Source organism: Desulfopila sp. IMCC35006, from assembly GCF_005116645.1.
Lineage (GTDB): Bacteria > Desulfobacterota > Desulfobulbia > Desulfobulbales > Desulfocapsaceae > Desulforhopalus_A.
Window position 1 is genome coordinate 447,601 of the sequence record NZ_SWCM01000003.1, and the last position, 18,556, is coordinate 466,156.

At 49.9% G+C, this 18,556-nt stretch carries 15 protein-coding genes; 5 read left to right on the plus strand and 10 right to left on the minus strand.

Annotation, left to right across the window (positions count from 1 at the left end; all coding sequences use genetic code 11):
• Positions 1–9: 9 nt before the first annotated feature.
• Positions 10–939 (minus strand): hydroxymethylbilane synthase, encoded by a 930-nt coding sequence (gene hemC / locus FCL47_RS08215; protein WP_136813000.1) that lies wholly within the window; start codon positions 937–939, stop codon positions 10–12.
• Positions 940–1,143: 204 nt separating this feature from the next.
• Here hemC and FCL47_RS08220 point away from each other — a divergent pair, with 204 nt between their 5' ends.
• Positions 1,144–1,884, plus strand: a complete 741-nt coding sequence (locus FCL47_RS08220) for an endonuclease/exonuclease/phosphatase family protein (RefSeq protein WP_136813001.1) — start codon at positions 1,144–1,146, stop codon at positions 1,882–1,884.
• Here the strand turns inward: FCL47_RS08220 and FCL47_RS08225 are convergent.
• The 4 genes from FCL47_RS08225 to FCL47_RS08240 all read right to left on the minus strand — a co-directional run bounded on the left by FCL47_RS08225 (position 1,842) and on the right by FCL47_RS08240 (position 6,449).
• Positions 1,842–3,272, minus strand: a complete 1,431-nt coding sequence (locus tag FCL47_RS08225; protein WP_136813002.1) for a cell wall metabolism sensor histidine kinase WalK — start codon at positions 3,270–3,272, stop codon at positions 1,842–1,844. The two genes, FCL47_RS08220 and FCL47_RS08225, sit on opposite strands and share 43 nt — an antisense overlap.
• Positions 3,253–3,927, minus strand: coding sequence for a response regulator transcription factor (locus tag FCL47_RS08230; RefSeq protein ID WP_136813003.1), 675 nt, complete (start codon positions 3,925–3,927; stop codon positions 3,253–3,255). The genes FCL47_RS08225 and FCL47_RS08230 overlap by 20 nt, the downstream gene beginning before the upstream one ends.
• A gap of 28 nt (positions 3,928–3,955) precedes the next feature.
• Positions 3,956–4,735, minus strand: a complete 780-nt coding sequence (gene pgeF, locus FCL47_RS08235; RefSeq protein WP_136813004.1) for a peptidoglycan editing factor PgeF — start codon at positions 4,733–4,735, stop codon at positions 3,956–3,958.
• Between the two features lie 157 nt (positions 4,736–4,892).
• The gene (locus tag FCL47_RS08240; protein ID WP_136813005.1) at positions 4,893–6,449 is read right to left on the minus strand and encodes a DUF3373 family protein; all 1,557 of its coding nucleotides are present in this window, start codon (positions 6,447–6,449) and stop codon (positions 4,893–4,895) included.
• Between the two features lie 336 nt (positions 6,450–6,785).
• Between FCL47_RS08240 and FCL47_RS08245 the strand changes: the two genes are divergently transcribed.
• Positions 6,786–7,553, plus strand: coding sequence for a sirohydrochlorin cobaltochelatase (locus tag FCL47_RS08245; protein ID WP_136813006.1), 768 nt, complete (start codon positions 6,786–6,788; stop codon positions 7,551–7,553).
• A gap of 10 nt (positions 7,554–7,563) precedes the next feature.
• Here the strand turns inward: FCL47_RS08245 and FCL47_RS08250 are convergent, their stop codons facing one another.
• From FCL47_RS08250 to FCL47_RS08270, 5 genes are all read right to left on the minus strand, one after another.
• Positions 7,564–8,238 carry a uracil-DNA glycosylase family protein gene (locus FCL47_RS08250; protein WP_136813007.1) on the minus strand — a complete coding sequence of 225 codons (675 nt, stop codon included), beginning with the start codon at positions 8,236–8,238 and terminating at the stop codon, positions 7,564–7,566.
• Between the two features lie 12 nt (positions 8,239–8,250).
• Positions 8,251–10,542, minus strand: coding sequence for a serine protein kinase PrkA (locus FCL47_RS08255; protein ID WP_136813008.1), 2,292 nt, complete (start codon positions 10,540–10,542; stop codon positions 8,251–8,253).
• A gap of 56 nt (positions 10,543–10,598) precedes the next feature.
• Entirely contained in the window at positions 10,599–12,224 is a 1,626-nt protein-coding gene (locus FCL47_RS08260) for a SpoVR family protein (protein WP_136813009.1), read from the minus strand.
• Between the two features lie 38 nt (positions 12,225–12,262).
• Positions 12,263–13,645, minus strand: a complete 1,383-nt coding sequence (locus FCL47_RS08265; RefSeq protein WP_136813010.1) for a DUF444 family protein — start codon at positions 13,643–13,645, stop codon at positions 12,263–12,265.
• Between the two features lie 80 nt (positions 13,646–13,725).
• Complete coding sequence (locus tag FCL47_RS08270; RefSeq protein ID WP_136813011.1) at positions 13,726–15,786, minus strand: serine protein kinase PrkA; 2,061 nt, start codon at positions 15,784–15,786, stop codon at positions 13,726–13,728.
• 269 nt (positions 15,787–16,055) lie between these two features.
• On the opposite strand from FCL47_RS08270, the gene FCL47_RS08275 reads away from it, so the two are divergent.
• From FCL47_RS08275 to FCL47_RS08285, 3 genes are read left to right on the plus strand one after another with little or no spacing between them, the layout of a single operon-like run.
• Positions 16,056–16,721 carry a transcriptional regulator gene (locus FCL47_RS08275; RefSeq protein WP_136813012.1) on the plus strand — a complete coding sequence of 222 codons (666 nt, stop codon included), beginning with the start codon at positions 16,056–16,058 and terminating at the stop codon, positions 16,719–16,721.
• 1 nt (position 16,722) lies between these two features.
• Entirely contained in the window at positions 16,723–17,103 is a 381-nt protein-coding gene (locus tag FCL47_RS08280) for a RidA family protein (RefSeq protein WP_136813013.1), read from the plus strand.
• A gap of 30 nt (positions 17,104–17,133) precedes the next feature.
• Entirely contained in the window at positions 17,134–18,468 is a 1,335-nt protein-coding gene (locus tag FCL47_RS08285; protein ID WP_136813014.1) for a serine dehydratase subunit alpha family protein, read from the plus strand.
• Positions 18,469–18,556 lie beyond the last annotated feature (88 nt).

Consider the following 18,556-nt stretch of genomic DNA (forward strand, 5'->3'; position numbering starts at 1 on the left):
ATGAAACTATTACTCAGCCTGTAATCGCCTGATTTCCGCCAACATTTCCCGACCACCGTTCTTCAGGATATATTCTCCGACCATCTTGCCCAGCGCTTCCGGATCCTGGGCCGGGCCTTTTTCCGTCGTGCGCAGGATCCGGCTGCCGTCAAGACTGGCAAGCCCGGCGGTGAGGGTAATCTCATCGCCATCAAGAATGGCATGGCCGAAAGCCGGAATGCTGCACCCGCCTTCAAGTTTTTTAAGAAACGCCCGTTCGGCCAGAAGACAGGTCTCGCTCACCGGATTATTCAAACATGCCCGAATTTCCCGGATTTTTTCCGGGGCAAGCGAGGTAGCCGACTCAATGGCGATACATCCCTGGCCCACCGGCGGCACAAACTGCCCCTCGTCAAACTCCACAATTATCATATCGGCATAGCCCATCCGCTTTACGCCTGCATAGGCCAGCAACAGGGCGTCGCAGTCGCCACGCTTCATCTTTTCGATCCTGGTCTGCAGATTGCCCCGCATCTCAACGATGGACACATGGGGGTAGTAATGCCTGAGAAAGGCCCTCCTCCGCACCGAGGAAGTCCCGATAACCAGCGGCCGGGTGCTGTCGGCTATATCGATTGAACTGTCGGTACTCAGCAGCACATCATTGACTTTTTCCCGTTCCGTAAAGGCAATAAGGCTAAAACCTTCCGGCAACTGAGACTGCATGTCTTTGGCACTGTGTACGGCAATATCGGTTATTCCACCGGCCAGCTGCTCTTCAAGTTCCACGGTAAAAACCCCTTTACTGCCTATTTTGGCAATTGAGGTGTCGAGTACTTTGTCGCCGATAGTGTCCATGGAACTGATCTGCGTCTGCAGGCCGGCATCGTTGAGATATCCGGCAACCGTTTCTGTCTGCCACATGGCGAGCTTACTTTTTCTTGACCCTATTGTTATCATAATATTATCGTATTGTTATTGCATATAATTATGCGAAGGAGCAGGACGGAATTCTCTATTCCATCCGGCTCAGCATACCCGTTCGGAGAGGAAATCAACGCCTGCAGACTACTCTATAACCGTCTTTTACAAAATCATAAATTTGTCGCGATTTCTTGCAACCAGCCATTGCTTCAAAGAGTGCAAAAGAAGTATTATAGCACCATGCGATTACTTCTCTACAATATCCGATACGGCACCGGCCATCAACTCGGCTACCACCTGCCGCTGCCTTTTGCCGGTTTTTTCAAAAGGACCACCGTCAACCTGCAGCGGATAATCAGCTTTATCGCCAGTGTTAATCCTGATATCGTCGGTCTGGTCGAAGTTGATTCAGGCTCCTATCGCTGCGGACATTTCTGCCAGGCGCAAACCATCGCCGACACGCTGGGCTACAATTTCATCATTGAAAGCAAATACAACACCAATTCGCTGGCGCAGAAAGTCCCCGTCCTGAAGCAACAGTCCAATGCCCTGCTGACCAAACAGAATATTGAAAACTTTCATTTCCATTATTTCGAACAGGGAGTAAAACAACTGGTCATCCAGACTGATCTGCAGGCCATCGCCATTTTCATTGTCCACCTGTCTCTCAAATACCGCCACCGACAGAACCAGCTCGAACAACTCCATGCCCTTACCCAGAACACCGACAAAGAAGTGATTATTGCCGGCGATTTCAATACCTTCTGGGGCAGTCGCGAACTCAATCTGTTCCTTGCCGCAACGGGCCTGAAAAACGCCAATCTCACCAATGTCCCATCGCATCCGAGCCATGCACCTCTGAGGCAGATTGACTTTATTCTGCATAGCGCCGGCATCCGCATCGATAACTTTTACATCCCCGACGTCCGCCTGTCCGATCATTCGCCGCTCATATGCGATTTTTCCTGTGTCCTCACCTGAGCGAGCGGCAAACGCACCTCAAACTGACTGCCCTCATGCAAGGTGCTGTGCACCGAAACCTGCCCATGATGTGCCGCAACCACCGCATGCACATAGCTGAGTCCCAGGCCAAGGCCCGGCCGGGACCTGCTGCGGTCCCCGCGGTAGAGCCGCTCCCAGATTTTCCCCTGTTCGGATTCTGAAATCCCCATGCCGTTATCGGCAAAGCATATGATCAATTCGCCTCCGACGACCTGCACAGCAATTTTGACCCATCCGCCTTCCCTGCCATATTTTATGCCGTTATCAAGGAGATTGGCCCATACCTGGGATATCCTGGTACTGTCCACCATGGCTGTCACCTGCTTGTCACTTTCGCCTGCCTGCAGCTGCACCGTTATTTTTTGTTCTTCGGCGACATATTCATACAGGCTGACAACCTGCTGCAGGCTCGATATAATATCACATTCCTGCAGCTCAAGTCGCATCGTTCCGGACTCAGCTTCAGCGACACTCATCATGATCTTCAGCATGGCCAGAACCCGTTCCGATTCTTCGAGACAGTCAGAGAGTGCATCGCGCAGACGAGACGTGTCGTCTTCGGCCTGCAGGCCATATTCAGCAACAGAGCGCAGCCTGGTCATGGGCGTACGAAGATCGTGGGCGACATTGTCGAGGGAATGCTGCATTTCCGAAACCAGGTGTCGATTCTGACGGATAAGCTGATTTATCTGGCCGTAGAGACTGTCCAGTTCCGGCCCGTTGCCCTGCTCCGGCAAAAACCCGGTCTTTGAGCGCTGAATAAGATCGCCGATTTTCTCCCGGGTGGTAATGAGCGGGGTGAGGCTCTGCTTTATGAAGTAGAGAGACAATGGCCAGAGCATGAGAGCACTGCAGGCGACCAAAAATATGGTATATCGCACCAACTGATGGAAAAGGGTATACCCTTCCCGCCCTTCTTTCCCGGCCTGTATGAGCAGACCATTGTCATATTTCCGGACGATGACGGTCAGCAGGTGCTTTTCTTCCCCCATCCCCACCGGCAGCCATACCCCGCTGGTTGCAGGCGGCAGGTTGACCAGCCCTTTAAGGCTGAGCGCATCTGCCTGATCAGCCACCACCACCTGGTCGTTGCCCAGCATGATACGGATAAAAGCCAGGCCCTGCAGCAGGGTATCGCGCGGCAACCGGTGGCTGCCTGACAAACGATTTATCGATTGATGTTCGGCCAGATAGCTGTCGAGCAGCTTTTCCGTCTGATCGCGTTCAATGGTCTGCAGATGGCTGCGTACGCTGAAAAGATAGAGCAGTGCAAGCAGCAGCCCACCCCCCCAGAGAAGAAAGAAAACCGGCAGTACTTTCTTTGAACGGGACCAGCTGAAATCCTCCCTACTCAGCTTTAAGAACATAGCCCACGCCTCTGACGGTATGGATCATCTTAACGTTAAAATCCTTATCTACTTTATTGCGCAGACGGCAGACCAGCACATCAACCACATTGGTTTGCGGATCAAAGGAATAATCATAGACCCGCTCGAGAATTGAGGTTTTGGACAGGACGATGCCCGGATTGTGCATCATGTACTCTAAAAGAGCATATTCCTTGGACGGCAGGTCGATTTTCTCACCATTACGGCAGACCTCGTGTTTCAAAAGATCCATTTCCAGATCGGCCACAGCGAGAAACATCGGTTTGGTATTTTTCTTGTCCCGCCTGATAAGCGCCTGGATCCTGGCCAGGAGCTCACTGAAAGAAAAGGGTTTGACCATATAATCATCCCCGCCCCGCTGCAGTCCCTGGATTCTGTCGTCAACAGACTGCCTGGCACTGAGGATCAGCACCGGGGTGTTGACTTCTTCTGCGCGCATAGCCTCAATAACACTGAGACCGTCACGTCCGGGCAGCATGAGATCAACAACTGCGGCATCATAGGCAACGGCCAGAGCATGCTCCAGGCCCGTCTGGCCATCGGTGCACTTGTCGACGCTGAAACCTGCTTCCTTGAAGCCCTTTTCAATAAAGGAGGCTATTTTGACATCATCTTCAATCAGTAAAATACGCATGGTTTTCCGGTAAACGGTGAACAAAATTTCAGTCTGCTTCCTTTCGCAGAACAATGACCGAACAGTTTCTCCCGGTCAGCCCGTGACTTACACGACTTGCCCGTCGGTACGAAAAATAATCATTGGAACAGCAGGTGCAAACTTCTGCGACCCCGATATGCTGTTCGACCAGTCCCGCATCTCTGAGCTGCGATCGGCTGATCCGCCAGAAATCAAAATGATTATCCCGGACCATAAACGGATAAAACCCGGTTGGCAGTTCCTGTCGGTAATTGACGAATTCGGCACAACAGGGCCCCAGAGAAGGGCTGATCATCGCCTGGAGATTCGCCGGAACCGTTCCATAATTGTCCGTCATGACGGCGATCACCCGGGCAAGAATGGCCTGCACGCTCCCCCGCCAGCCGCAATGCACTGCGCCAATCACCTCCTGCACCGGGTCAAAGAGCAGTACCGCCTGGCAATCCGCCTGCTGAATCATCAGGCCGACCCCCGTACGATCGGTGATAAGGGCGTCAAAGCCCTCGACCTCTTTGTCTGCCGTCAACGGTTCCGTCAGGCAGTAGATGCCGCTGCCATGCACCTGTTTTGCGGCAAGCAGATGAGGAACTGCCAGAAATTCCTTCACTCTTTTGCGATTTTCCAGGGCGGAGCCGTCCTGATCGCCGACATTCTGGCCAACATTGAGCGATGCATACAGACCGCTGCTCGAGCCGCCATGGCGATTAAACAAGCCGTAGGTACAGCGCGTGCCGTTTTGGGCGGGAAATGTGCCTGTAATTGGATTTATTACCGATGGCTCTGCCATTCTTACTTAACCTGATAATTGTATTTAGCGATATGCCCGGACTTCTTGCTGGAAACACTATGCAAAGTATAGCAGACAAGATCATGGGGCAATAAAAAAAGGGCCATGCTCACTTACGTGAACATGGCCCTTGGTGTTTCGGTATAAAACTTACTGTTTAAAAGAACGCCTCAAAAGTGACGTATACCTGATCGGCACGTTTCACCGGATCAAATCCATTATACATCATTCCATTTAACATATCGATTTTCGCACGATCGCCGGCATCATCTAGATCATACGATGCCATATTCCAATCCGCTGAACCTGAGTAATCATATTCATAATGCTGATATCCAAGCCGCATAAATGTCTTGGCATATTTGGAGATTGCTTCGCCAGTCGGCAGATCCCAGAGGGTGTATATCTCATAGACCTGGCCTCTGGTGGCAAGCTTGGATTGATAGATATCATCATGCCCCGGAGCCATCGCCAGCCAGTACTGTGAACCGTAGTTAAATTCAGCACCGAATTTCAAGCCGGCGTTGTCGAGGTCATAGCGCACCCCAAGATAGGCTGAGTATCCGTTTTCACTGTCGGTATTGGGACCGGTAGCGCTGAACGGATCATTGAACATACCATTTGAATTAGGATGCGTCTGCGACCAGCCACCGGCTATGAAATAATTCAAGCCGGCAATCTTATCCTGATAGACTCCGGCGGTATGCCAGATATTGCCAAGATTTATTCTGTCGCCATACCCTCCCATTACCGTTGGATCCATTGAGACTGGCTGTTGTGCACCATAATCGATGAATGGATCCTGGAAATTGGGATAATTAAAGAGATCAAAGGCCATAAAGCTCTGGATATAGGCAAAACGATCACCCTTTTTCATGATATCCCAGCTCAGGCCGGCAAAATCAGTATCTTTGATATTGTCCGTGGTATCCTCAAGACCTGCCTCAAAACCTCGTCCATAACAGAAACGAACCCGGCTGGAGCCAAGTTCTTCAACGCCCCAGTTCCAGGCATAGCCGGCAGATACCCCGTCAAACGGCCAGTCCATGAAGGCCATCGGCGTTGCCAGGCGCTCATCGCTGTTTATTCGTAACTGGGCTGGAGGACCATCGGTGGTGGGCCGACGGCCGATAGAGAACCAGACCGGCAAGCCACCGATGTTGTTCCAGTTGACAAAGGCACGGTCAACATACAGGGCACTGCTGCCAACAGGGGACCGGGTAACATTGCCGTCGAAAAGCGGATACATGGCCCCGCTGTCGTCGCTGAAGGCGGACTGGTCACCCCAGGTCTTGAACATGGCCAGGCGGCCTTTAAATTCGACATTTTCTGTCGCCTTGACCCGCATATTCAGACGAAAACGGTTGGTCCAGAGGGTATCATTGTCGAGGCTCCGACCGCGGACGGTATCGGCATTGTAAAAATCCGCGCGGCTGCGAAAATCTCCGCTTAAATCGAAACGAGAGATCAGGTCCCATTTTTCCGATCTTTCATCCATCTCTTCCATGTCGCTGCCAAGCTCATCGACATTATCTGCCAGTGCCTCATTTTGTTTCGACTGGGCGGCCATTGCCCCTCGAAGCTCATCCAGCTGCCGGCTCAGTTCGTCAATCTTCTTCTCCAGATCGGCGACGTTCGTTTTACCGGCTGCCATGGCAAACGTCGGCAGGGCTAGCATTCCCGCCAGCGCGATCACTGAAATTTTCTTTACCATTGTTCTCCTCCCACTGTAGTTTTTTCCGCTCTTTCTATCTGCGCTACTCCCTCATCCCTTCCCGCTTAAGTAAAACAGTATTTAATTTAATAGATGATCTATTAAATACTACAAATGTCTTTCTATTGTCAAGGAGGTTTATCAAAAAATCTGTATTGTGCAGTACAAATTATTGTATCATTTATTTTGATTTTATTTAACTATTATTTTATCGTAATTTTTTTTCTTTCCCAGCAACATGCGAGTATAGTATAAGGGATTGATCCCCTTGCGAAGTGTGGCACTCTGTCCAGTACCCTGTTGAAGGGTATACCTTCCTTCAATCTTCTATCTGGCATGAAACTCCCCATTGTCATATCAGCCTTTGGCACCACTTCGAAGGCGATTGCAACTTATAATAGATTAAGCAACTGCATTGAAGACCATTTTGGCCAGGCTGAGATCATATGGGCATACTCCTCAAAAAAGATCACCCGGGAGCTGCACCAGCGACAGGAATCGGCAGTGCTCCATCCCGAACAGGTGCTGCAGAATCTGGCTGCACGGGGTGTATCCAGGGTTATCGTCCAATCACTGCATTTATTTCCCGGCACAGAATTTCACCGGCTCGCAAAAAACAGTGCGCAATCAGGCCTTGAGTGCGCGCTCGGCATGCCACTGCTCACCAGCCCGCAAGACTACGATCAAATAGGAGAAATTTTGCGGCCGGTTATCGATGCACGGCCGGAGAAAGCCATTGTAGTCCTGGGTCATGGCACAGATCATCCGATCTGGACGGCCTACTACTGCCTGGAAAAAATCCTCCGCAGAAAATTCAGCCCAAGAATCTTTGTCGGGGTGGTGGAAAAATCCCCAGATACGACACAGCTTGTTGATGAAATCGCAGAGAGTGGCTTCACTGAAGTGTGTATCATCCCCTTATTTCTTGTCGCCGGCATGCACTATAGACGAGATATCATCAGTCACAATCCGTCTTCCTGGCAATCCCGATTGGAGGAAAAAGGGCTCAGGGTGGAATCCATTGCTCATGGCCTAGGCATGTATGACGGTTTCGAAAATATTATTATCCGCCATATTATGGAGGCCAGCCAGACGATCGGATAACGCGCAGGTGTCAGGGAGCCACCGCAAGAAATACTGTTCGATATTGTTCAACACGAAAGTCAAACGTGGAATAGGCTGGATTTTCTTTTTTTCTTTTCTTATAGAGGGAACTGCTGCCGATTGCCCGGTTGGCCGCATTGGAGGGAGAGGTGAGGGAGATTGTCGTGTGCACTCTGCCAGCGAGAGTGAACTGGTGTACTTTAGGGACCTCGCGGCTTACGGGAGAGAGTTTTAAGCCATAGGGCTTCAGATGTTGACGAAACAGGTATTCCGGCCCATTTCTGCTGTTGCCACCGGTGAAAATGAGCGTCTTGACAGTTGGATGCAATTGCAGCTGCTTCACTATATCGCGCAGCCGGATATCCGTCATGCCAATATCCGAAGCATCTATTTTACTGCGCCTGCATGACTGGACTATATCGCAGATACCAATTTTTTGCCGAATGAGAAAATCCTGCCGTTCTTGCACCGCGGCCGGCGAATTGTCATAGTGCAGGCCGAGCTGAAAGATTTCACTGAGTACCGGCCAGAGCATCCCATCGCAACTGCCATAGCAAAAATCGACATCTCGCTCCTTGAGCCGACCTTGGGAAAATCTGGGCGGTGGTAAGGTCCCGATAATAATCTTGTCCGCGCCTTCCGGAATAAAAATCTCGTAGGGATGAATATGGGTGAAGGAACCCATGCAACTCGCAGCTTATTCCACTAGCCCGGAGAATTGACGGGCCAGATTATTGTCAATCACATAGATACAGATCTCCTTGGCACCCTGACGGGAATAGAGATATTTGTGCTGGAGATTCTCCATCATAAAATGCACATCATTCTGGATCTTTTTATCATAGGTCTTGAAATCTTCCTGATTATAATCCTTTACAGCTCGACGAAAGTTTTCATTTTTCAAAAACGGTTCCAGCACCTTCTCTTTCAGATTGTGCGTGCATTTTTCATACAGGTGAATGTAGAGCGAGGTTTTGGTAATCGGCAGGCCGTCGCGCAACATTTCCTGCGGCAGTGCCGTCGTTGTATAGGACTTCTGTACGCTGTTACGAAATGAGACACTCATTTTCGGATCAATCTGCAGCCGGGTCTCCATCCGATGGAAGAACGCCTCGGTGATATCCAGTCGCTCCCCGGTGAATCCGCAGATCTCGGTTGTTCCGACATCAAAATTGACGGCAAACATATAATTAATGATGTCCCGTGAGATCTGTTCCTCGTTATAAAAGTACAACGATTCTTTTACCTCCTGAAGGACGGTGTAATTGTACATCCGCAGCAGGGAATCGAGAAAACCCATGGGCAGGATGTCGCGATCCTGTTTGCAATATTTCCGGAAAAATTTTCCCAGCATCGCCATGTCGATCAGCTTGTCTTCCCGGGCATAGGTAGAATAAAATTCATTGAACAATTTGATCGAGTCACGACCGGACAAGCCCTTCCACCCGTCGCTTTCCGATTCGGCAACTATTTTATGCCTTCTCTTGGCGGTGAATTGGGCGACATCTTCCTCTGCCAGCCACTTGGGAATATAACCGGTGAAAATCTCCATCTTCAGCAGCTGTAAATTGGTATCGCAATACATTGCGTATTTTTCCGGTTCGCCGATCCACTCTTCCATCGCCTCCGACTTGGTGCGCAGCCGGGTCGCAATAATAACCCTGGCAAAATTATGCAGGACACGCGGCAGAAAGCTTTCATCGATGTGTTTGCCGAAATTCTCCCGATAGATATCGACTTCGGTCTGCAAATCGAGGACATAAGGGATATTTATATATTCCACCCGGTCAGAGAAGGCGCGCAGGTCGGCAAGCAGTGTTTTATCTTCCGGATTCATCAGGGCAAAGAGGAGAGAATTCACTTTCTCCTCAATATCTTCCACCTTGTGGACCCCGTCGCTGATAATGTTATGCAGCTCCATCAGCCGTTCGGTATTATGCGATTTGACATCCATCAGCGCATAGATGCCATTATTGATTTTTGCATAGCGGGAATAGAGATAGCTGACATGCTTACCATCCGCCAGCACGGAGTCCAGGCTCCTCTGAATAATCGGATTGTGCATAATGGGATTGCGCAAAGGTCTATCGCCGGGGTTGAAAACGGAAACCCCCTCGCCTAGCCGCCGGTTAAACACATAGGGACGGGCGCAGACACATTCCATAACTTTTTGCGGATCCCGAAACTTCTGCAGCAATGCCTGATAGAGGGAAACACAGATGGTGCAGGGTTCTTCGTGGAAGAGCCACTCATACTTCTTTTCGGTAAACAACTGCCATTTGAAGACATCATCTTCAAAGAGATCATCAAAGAATTTGCGCCGGACTTCCTTGGGAATAAGCAGCAGCGGATTATCATGGCTCGGGCAGGGAACATCAAAATACCCGCCTAAATCAGTATCCGATTTACAGGCACATTTCATTTCCGTGGCCAACTCTGTCTTGCCGTCATTCTCCAGAACCCAGGCCAGTTTGTCGGTCAGAGAATTTAAACTGTGCACTCCACCCACCAGGTGATCATGCTTTAACCGCCAGATCACCTCGTACCGGGAGCCCTCTGGCGAGTTGGCGTAATTTTCAAAAGAGCGCAGGAGATTATTCAGAAATGTCGATTTCCCGCTGCCGTGCGGACCGTCGAAGATATATATCTTATTCTGTTTCGACCCCAGTTTAAAACTGTCAACATGACGCATAAGCCGGTTGGCAAAGAGTCGATCAGCAAAAAAAGGCCGGTCGGAACCTTCGACAAAAAGCCTGGTACAATCATATTTCAAAAATCGAATGGATTCAGGATCGTTGTCATATTCATCAATACCATCATCGACCAGGCTGTCAATCAGATCGGAATAGACCTGATACACGTTACGTATTATCCGGTTCGGGTGCTCGATTACCTGCTGGAGAAAATCCGGAAAAGAGAGAATCGGCGACTGACGCAACTGGTCTTTATTTCTATCCAGATTCTCCATCGCCCTGCTTAAATCGCGCATGTACTCACCTTTACTGCTGTTATTCCGTCACAAGGAGTCTGTCCGGGAAGAGGCTCCTAATTGATCACAACCCGTGTCATCTTCCGATCTTTCATAGTATAGCGAAAGCGTTTCCACTTAATTTTCCGTTCTTCTTCTCGCTGTCCATCCTTTACCTGACCCGGCTCTTTTTTTATGAGTTCCGCTTCGTGGGTGTACAGGCTCACTTTTGTTCCCCAAAGAAATTCCAGCCCCAGCAGCGTTCCCTCGATATAGTCTCGGTAGAGCGGTTTCCCTTCAAAAACATGATTGAGAACCAGCGTATTGTCATCATCGACATTGATTGTCAAGGCCGGAGGATGATAGAGAGAATCAGCGATCATCTTCTTGTAATGCTTTGCTTTTTTCGATTTAACATAATACTCCCAGGTCATCCGTTCTTTATTGAGGCGTTTATCAACAACAAAGAGTTGATGGAGGTCAACGAAATCCTGATCGAGAAAGGCATTGATAAACATCGAATCACAGAAATTTTCCCGAACAGAAAAGATAAAATCCCTGCCGCCGCCGGTTTCGGAATTAAAATTTTTCCGTCGGTAATTGTCGGCTATCCTCTGATAATCATATGATATTTTTCCAGCATTCGCCTGCGATTCCAGATAATAAAAAAGGCGCATGCCAAGCGCGTACGGATTCATACCGACGCGCGGCATCGAGGTCACCTTGGCGTTTATCACCGCAAAATCAACCTCATGGCCACTGATTCGATCGTCATTTAAAAAAAGATTTTCATGCCAGTAACTTGCCCACCCTTCATTGAGAATCTTTGTTCTGATCTGCGGCTGAAAATAAAGCGATGTGCTGCGAACCACCTCAATGACCATCAGCATCCATTTATTTTCATCACGATTGAGAAACTCGGAATGTTCCATGAGGAACTGGAGCAGGTCATGCCTTTTTCCCTGCCCGTTCTCATTGACAGCCTTGTTGTACAGGGATTCAAACTCGGCATATTTACTCTTTACACTCTCGAGAAACAGCGCCTCCCCGTTCTGAGGAAATTCCCGCATGGATTTGTTATATTTATCAATCTCCGCGACATATCCGGCAATGGTATGGTTTTCTTTCTGCTGGATGAACACATCGAAATAGTAATCTATTTTCGACAGTTTTTTCTTTTCTATGGCAAAAGAGGAGAGCAGATCGAAATAGCCGACCAGGTTATCAATGGCCCGGGAAAATTCTATAACATAATCGACCCACCTCCCTTTCTCTGAGCGGAGCTTGGCAAACAATCGTTTATCGGCAAGGGCCTTGCCGGCAAAATCGTAATCCCAGGTATGGCGAAAATAGAGATTATTCTGAAAAAAATCGATATGCCCGATAACGTGATAGAAAATCATCACGTTGAGCCAGTCCGGATTGTTGTCATTATAGAAGGAGATAGGCGGGCGGGTATTGATGACCGTTTCATACGGGTTATTGGGATAGAGTTCATACTGTCCCTGGTCCTTCAGCACCTCAACATCCTGTACCCAGTAATCATAGAGGGTGGGGATCATATTTTTCGGCGACAGCTGTAAAAAATCACGGTTCGTGACTATATATTCCAGGCTGTCATCCTGAAAACGCAGACCAGCATCCCGGGCGCGTTCCTTGCACCCCTCCATGATTTTCTTTGCATGTTGACTCAGCAGTTCCATATCACCTCACCATGAGAACACGTATCGCTATAAAGAAATTACGAAATAAGTTCTCTGATTCCCTTGATCAGTCTCGTTTCATTGGTGTCCTCGGAAATCACATCCATTCGCAGCACATCTTTTCGCTCTTCAAGCAGCCCCGATTTACGGATATATCGTTCCACCTCCGTCTGCCCTGAGATGCCGTAGCCGTTTTCCGCAATAGTTATGCCGACGCGACTGGCATAATGCAGCATCTTCTCCAGTTCCGGCAGGGCCTTATCTCCTTTGGTATCCCAGTCATCACCATCGGTACCGTGGAACACATAGATATTATTGTCCCGTTCAAGCGATTCTTCTTCGACAATTTTATTGACCAGACTGTAGGCACTGGCCACCTGGGTGCCGCCGGCCACGGTCGAGTTATAGTAGGTCTGGAAATTTTTAACCTCTTTCGCCTCGGTATCATGCAGGATAAAACGGGTCTCCACCTGGTTCTTATACTGGTAAATCAGCCAGGAATAGATAAGGACATGCTGGTTGACCACCAGCTCCGTCGGTTTACCGCCCATGGAACCGGAATAGTCCCGGACAAAAAAGACCACCGCCTGGGACTCATAATCTTTTTCTCTGGACAGGATTCGGTAGATTCGGTCCCTCGGGGAGATGAGCAGCCCTCGACTGTCGATCTTGTCCCGGGCACGGATACGACCGAGGGCAATATTGGTCTGGATAATCTTTCTGAGGGTCGACTTTTTATCCAGTATCTGGCCAAATCCTCTATTTTTATCGGTTAAATCATAGGTGTACTTGGTGAGCGATTTCTTTTTCCCCTTATCTTTCAGATTGGGCAGCTCAAACTGTTCGGTAAGAATGCGGCCAAGGTCGTAGGCATTTGATTCGACGTCGTGTTCCCCACCCTCGCCTTTGCCTGCCCCGCCCTGGCCTCCCTGTTCCGGCCTGACCGGCTGCTCGCCAATGACTTCGCCTTCTTCGCCTTCGCCGGCACCACCTTCCCCGGCCCCCTGATCGTCTCCATCCCCTTCGCCTTCTTCATTCAACCGGACTTTATCATGGACCAGTTTTTCCTCCACCGTGGTCGGCACGATAACGACCTTGTCATCCCCATTCTGGCTCGGTTTGACCATCTTGCCGACTCTTATTTTTCGGGGGAAGCCATCCTCCTCACGCTGCTTGTCTTTTTCCAGCAGATAATCAAGCGACTGAACGGTGGTGAGCGCCAGCAGTTTTGGCGGAGACGCGTCATGCAGCATCTCCAGATCATTGTACTGGTAAATATTCCGAACAACGGGCGCAGGCGCATAGCGATGATCCCGGTCAAGTTCGAGCAAATCCAGCTCATAGCGGATTTTCCGGTCCTGTTCCGGGGTCAGTCCCTTTTCTTTCAAGGTACGATAGAGGGCGTGCAGTTTTTGTTTCATTTTATCGTATCCGGGTACATCTTTAAAGATATGCGATAGCTAAGGAAAACCTTCGCCTTTAGAGAGATTTTACGACACCATCAGTTTTCATCGACCTGGGTACAGAAATATTCGATAGTTTTTTGGGCACAGGTCGTACAATACCCGAGCTTCTTCAGCATGGTTTCAATCATCCGGTCGTACAGCTTCTGGTTCTCTTCATTGGTGCGGTTTGCCAATGCTCCGATCAGACTGCCGGACCCGGCGATATCCGATTTCAGCCGGACATCGGTAACCGCCTTGACCAGCTCGAGGTTGTCCATAAAATCATAGTCCGGCCGGACCGAGATTTTCTGGCCGTAGATCTTCCGGATCGATGTCCTGAAGGAGTCCTTCTGTTCCCTCGTCTTCAGACCGAGACCATCTTCCACCGAGTTAATGTATCGCTCGTCGATCTTTAAGGCCTGCAGTTCACCGGTCTGGGGGTTTTTGTATTTCCACATCTTGTCTGTCCCCAGATTTTCGGCGTCTATCCCGATGATCATATTGACATAGTTGAGTACATCTTTACGGATGGCCAGCGGTTCATCCATATAGGCGTTGAACATTTCAGTCATGATCCGCTCGCGATACAGCCCCTTGGCAATTTTCAGGTCATCGAGGAACTTGGCCCGATCTTTCGCCTCCGACACATAATCGAGGATCGCCCGCTCAATGGCATGAAAGACATCGTAGGCGAACATGCACTTGCCCTCGTTGGTTTCGGAGCTCTCGAGCATCAACTGGATCGAACGACCGAGATTTCGCTGGCCGAGGCCTTTCTGACCATACCGTTTGGTAATGTCGTGTTCCTGGCTGAGGGTATCGATAACCTCGGACAGCGTCTTCAAACTCTTTTCGCCGGCCACCTCTCCAGCGGCAAGTTTCATGGTCTCAATGGGGGTGAGTTTTTCCGATCTTGGCAGCCGGGTGAGCACCACACCCACGGAAGCGGCGTAGTTGAGGTTGGGATCCTGATGCATGGCATCCCCGGTCAGGGTTGTCTTCGATTCATTGCCGATGGCATAGGTGGTGAGTTCTTTCTGCAGCACGTAATTGGTGTTGTGGGAGACATAGCAGATACGACACCTGTCGACAATCGGCGCCTCCTCCTTTTCAGCCAGGAAACGATTGAATTCCGAGTTGTTGCTGGTGGCGATGATCAGGGTGTCGATGGGCCACTTGTAACCGTCAATCTCAATGCACCGGTTCTGAATGATGCCAAGATAGACCTGGACCAGATCCTTTTTGTTTTTATAGATCTCATCGCTGAAATGGATACCGCCGCCGGCGACCCGGGCCAGAGCCCCTCGGCGCAGATCAAACCGGTATGGATTATTGGTATCGGTGATATGCAGCAACCGCTGGATAGACTCTTCACCGAGCAGATCAACCGCCGACGAGGTGATCTTATCCTTGGCCGGATACTTGCCGGTCACCGTACCGAGGCTCTCTATCAGGGGAACAGGTACAATTTCAATGAAATCGAGCATATCATCGAGGTTGCCATTGGTATACTCCCGGATATTATTCCAGATATAGGCAGAACATGCACCCAGAGGACGATAATTTTCATACCAGGTTTCCAGCATCTTATCCGCAACACGATACCTTCGGGACAGGTATTGCTGTGACTCGGCACTTGATTCGTGCAGATTCATGGCCAGCACCATCGGATCTTCATAGGTCTGGGATTCAATGGTGGTTATGTTGCCGTACGACCCGAGCTTGTCCAGGCCGACAAAGCGGAAAGTATATTTGCGGTTTTTAGGCAGTGATAGAAAATCACGGTACATTTTACAGAGATATTCAACCAGAAAGGTCTTGCCGTTGCCCGGCTCCCCAACCAGGACAAAGGCCATCTCCTTCGATGACCCACCCTGGGAGGCATCTTTGACAAACGACACAAACGAGTTTATTTCGTCGTACATACCGACGATATGTTTTTTGCCTTCCCGGAATATCCTGAAATCAAAGGTGTTTTTACCGTTGACCATTACCTTGTCAATATCCCCTTCCAATACCATTCGGGAAACACTCTCAAAGGCGTTTTCAAAAACACGTTCGCCTTTCTTCACCGAGGTAAAATGGTTATGGAGTGAATTACTTCTTTGGTCTGCCATCGTCCCCTCCTGCCTGATTGAGATAGATTGATACCTCTAGTTGTTAGTAGAATATTGGCACCAATGATATTTTTGCAAGAAAGAACCACAAATAATTCTCATTTGCAGCGACAGCTCTCCGACTTATTTCGAGCCCAACTTTTTCCAGGGGCCAGTTCATTCAACTTTTTTTGAACAGCTCAACTTTTTTATTGACACAACCCGCATCAATTGCCAGAATAGATTAGTGCATATTCACAAAATAAAACTCGACATGACTCCATGTATATATGACTGAAAAAGAACGTGTTTTTGAGAACCTGCAACGAATGGCCGATGCGGTTGTAGCACTGCTCGGCAAAAATTGTGAAGCAAGTGTCCATGATTTAACCCAGCTGGAAAACTCCCTTATTTACATCCGGGGAAATGTGACCGGCAGAACACCCGGTGCTCCAGCCACCGACCTGCTGCTGAAAATGCTCCAGCAAAATTCCGGTCAGGCCGTGGACAGGCATAATTACAGGACGACAACAACCGATGGCCGCTCGCTGAAATCGACAACAACATTTATCCGGGACACAGCCGGCAGACCGCTTGCCGCCTTCTGTATAAATCTGGATACCACCGATTTTTACAATGCCAGCCAGGCCCTGATGCCTTTTATCAACATCCAGGAAAACAATTGTCAAGCAGGAACAGAAACATTTGCCCACGCCGCAGGAGAAACAGTTGAGGCTCTTTTTTATCATGCAGTAGAGGACATCGGAAAACATCCGGCAACGATGAATGTCGATGAAAAAACTGAACTCACCCGCCGGCTGGAAGAAAATGGCACCTTCCTGCTTAAAGGCGCAGTCGAACAGGTGGCCCAGATGATGGGTGTCACGAAATTCACGGTCTACAATTATCTGAAAAAAGTTCGTTCCAGCAATTCAACCATAATATCAGAGGCATAATATGCTCAAAAAAGTCATTTCCACCACGCAGGCACCCAGCGCCATCGGTCCATATTCCCAGGCCATCGCCACCGAGAGCCTGCTCTTTATCTCCGGCCAGCTGCCGATAGATCCAGTCAGCGGCAGGATGCTCGACGGCGATATCGGCGCCAAAACAAGGCAGATCATCACCAATGCCACGGCCATCGCCAAAGAGGCAGGTACCGACTTGAGCCGTGTGGTCAAAACGACGATATTTTTGACGAACCTGGGCGATTTTCAGGAAGTCAACAGCGCCTACGGGAGTTTTTTCGCCGATTCCCCACCGGCACGATCAACTGTCCAGGTGGCGGCATTACCCCTTGGCGCAAACATTGAAATTGAATTCATACTTGCCATCTAATTGATTTTATATGGAAGAAAGGAAAGCCTTATGAAATTTACGGTCAAAGACATCCTGGAGATGGAGGTTATCCTGGCTCTCGGGTGTACCGAGCCGGTTGCCATCGCCCTGGGTGGTGCCGCGGCAGCAACACTTCTGCCGGAAAAAGAATTCGATGCCATTGAAATCTGGATCGATCCCAATATTTACAAAAACGGCATGGCGGTCATCATTCCCGGCACCGGCGGCATGCAGGGCCTTGATACCGCAGCGGCCCTCGGGGCGTATGGTGGAAATCCGGGAAGAGGCCTGGAAGTACTGGAAAGTCTTGACGAAACGACCATAGCAAAGGCCAAGGCATTGCTCGACAAAAACAAGGTGACCGTTAACCTGCGCGATGAAGTCGGCCTCTACGTCAAAACAAAACTTATCTCGGGCAGCAACATCGCCGAATCACTTATTATCGACCTGCACAACAATATTGTCAGCCTGAAACTGAATGGCGAAGAAATCACCGACTCCCCTTTTCTCACCAAATCCCACAGTAAAGGCGGCAAACACACTTTGGCTGACCTGGAAACCTGGTTGCGGGAATTGACCTTGCCGGACATACTTGAGCTTACCGCCGATCTGGACGAGGACGATCTCAACTTTCTCGAGGTGGGAGTTAATCACAATCTGGCTCTCGCCGAATATGGCTTGAAACACGGCAGCGGCCTTGGCATCGGCAAGGCCATCGACCGATTGATCAAACAGAAACTGATGGTCAAAGATATGTCGAGCTCGGCGCGCAGGCTCACCTCCGCTGCGGCCGATGCCCGGATGGGCGGGGCCAATCTGCCGGCTATGAGTTCCGCCGGCAGCGGCAATCATGGTCTCACGGCTATTTTACCGATCTGGGCGATCAAGGATTTTATCGACCATGACCGGGAAACCATCCTGAGAGCCATCGGCCTCAGTCACATCGTCACGGCCTATGTCAAGGCCCACACCGGCAGGCTCTCCGCCGTCTGTGGCTGTTCGATCGCTGCCGGGGCCGGGGCGACAGCGGGTATCACCTATCTGGTCGGCGGCGACGTACACCATATGGAAGGAGCGATCAAAAATATCCTGGAGGATCTGGCCGGAGTTATCTGCGATGGTGCGAAAGCCGGCTGCGCCATCAAACTCAACACCGCGGCGGGCGCTGCCGTTCAGGCCGCGCTCTTTTCCCTGCATGGGGTAAATGTCAAGGACACCGACGGCATCATCGGCAACTCCACGCAAAAAACCATCCAGAACATGGGCGCCCTCAGCCACGACGGGATGATCCAGGCCGATAAGACCATCCTGAAGATCATGCTGGAAAAACAGATGACAAAGAAGAATCAACAGGACGCAAAATGATGGCGTCGTAAAAACTACCCAAAGGGCATAGAAATCTTCACCTGCTTTTTTTGTTCCCATGCAACGCATGGGAACAAGGGGTCATCGA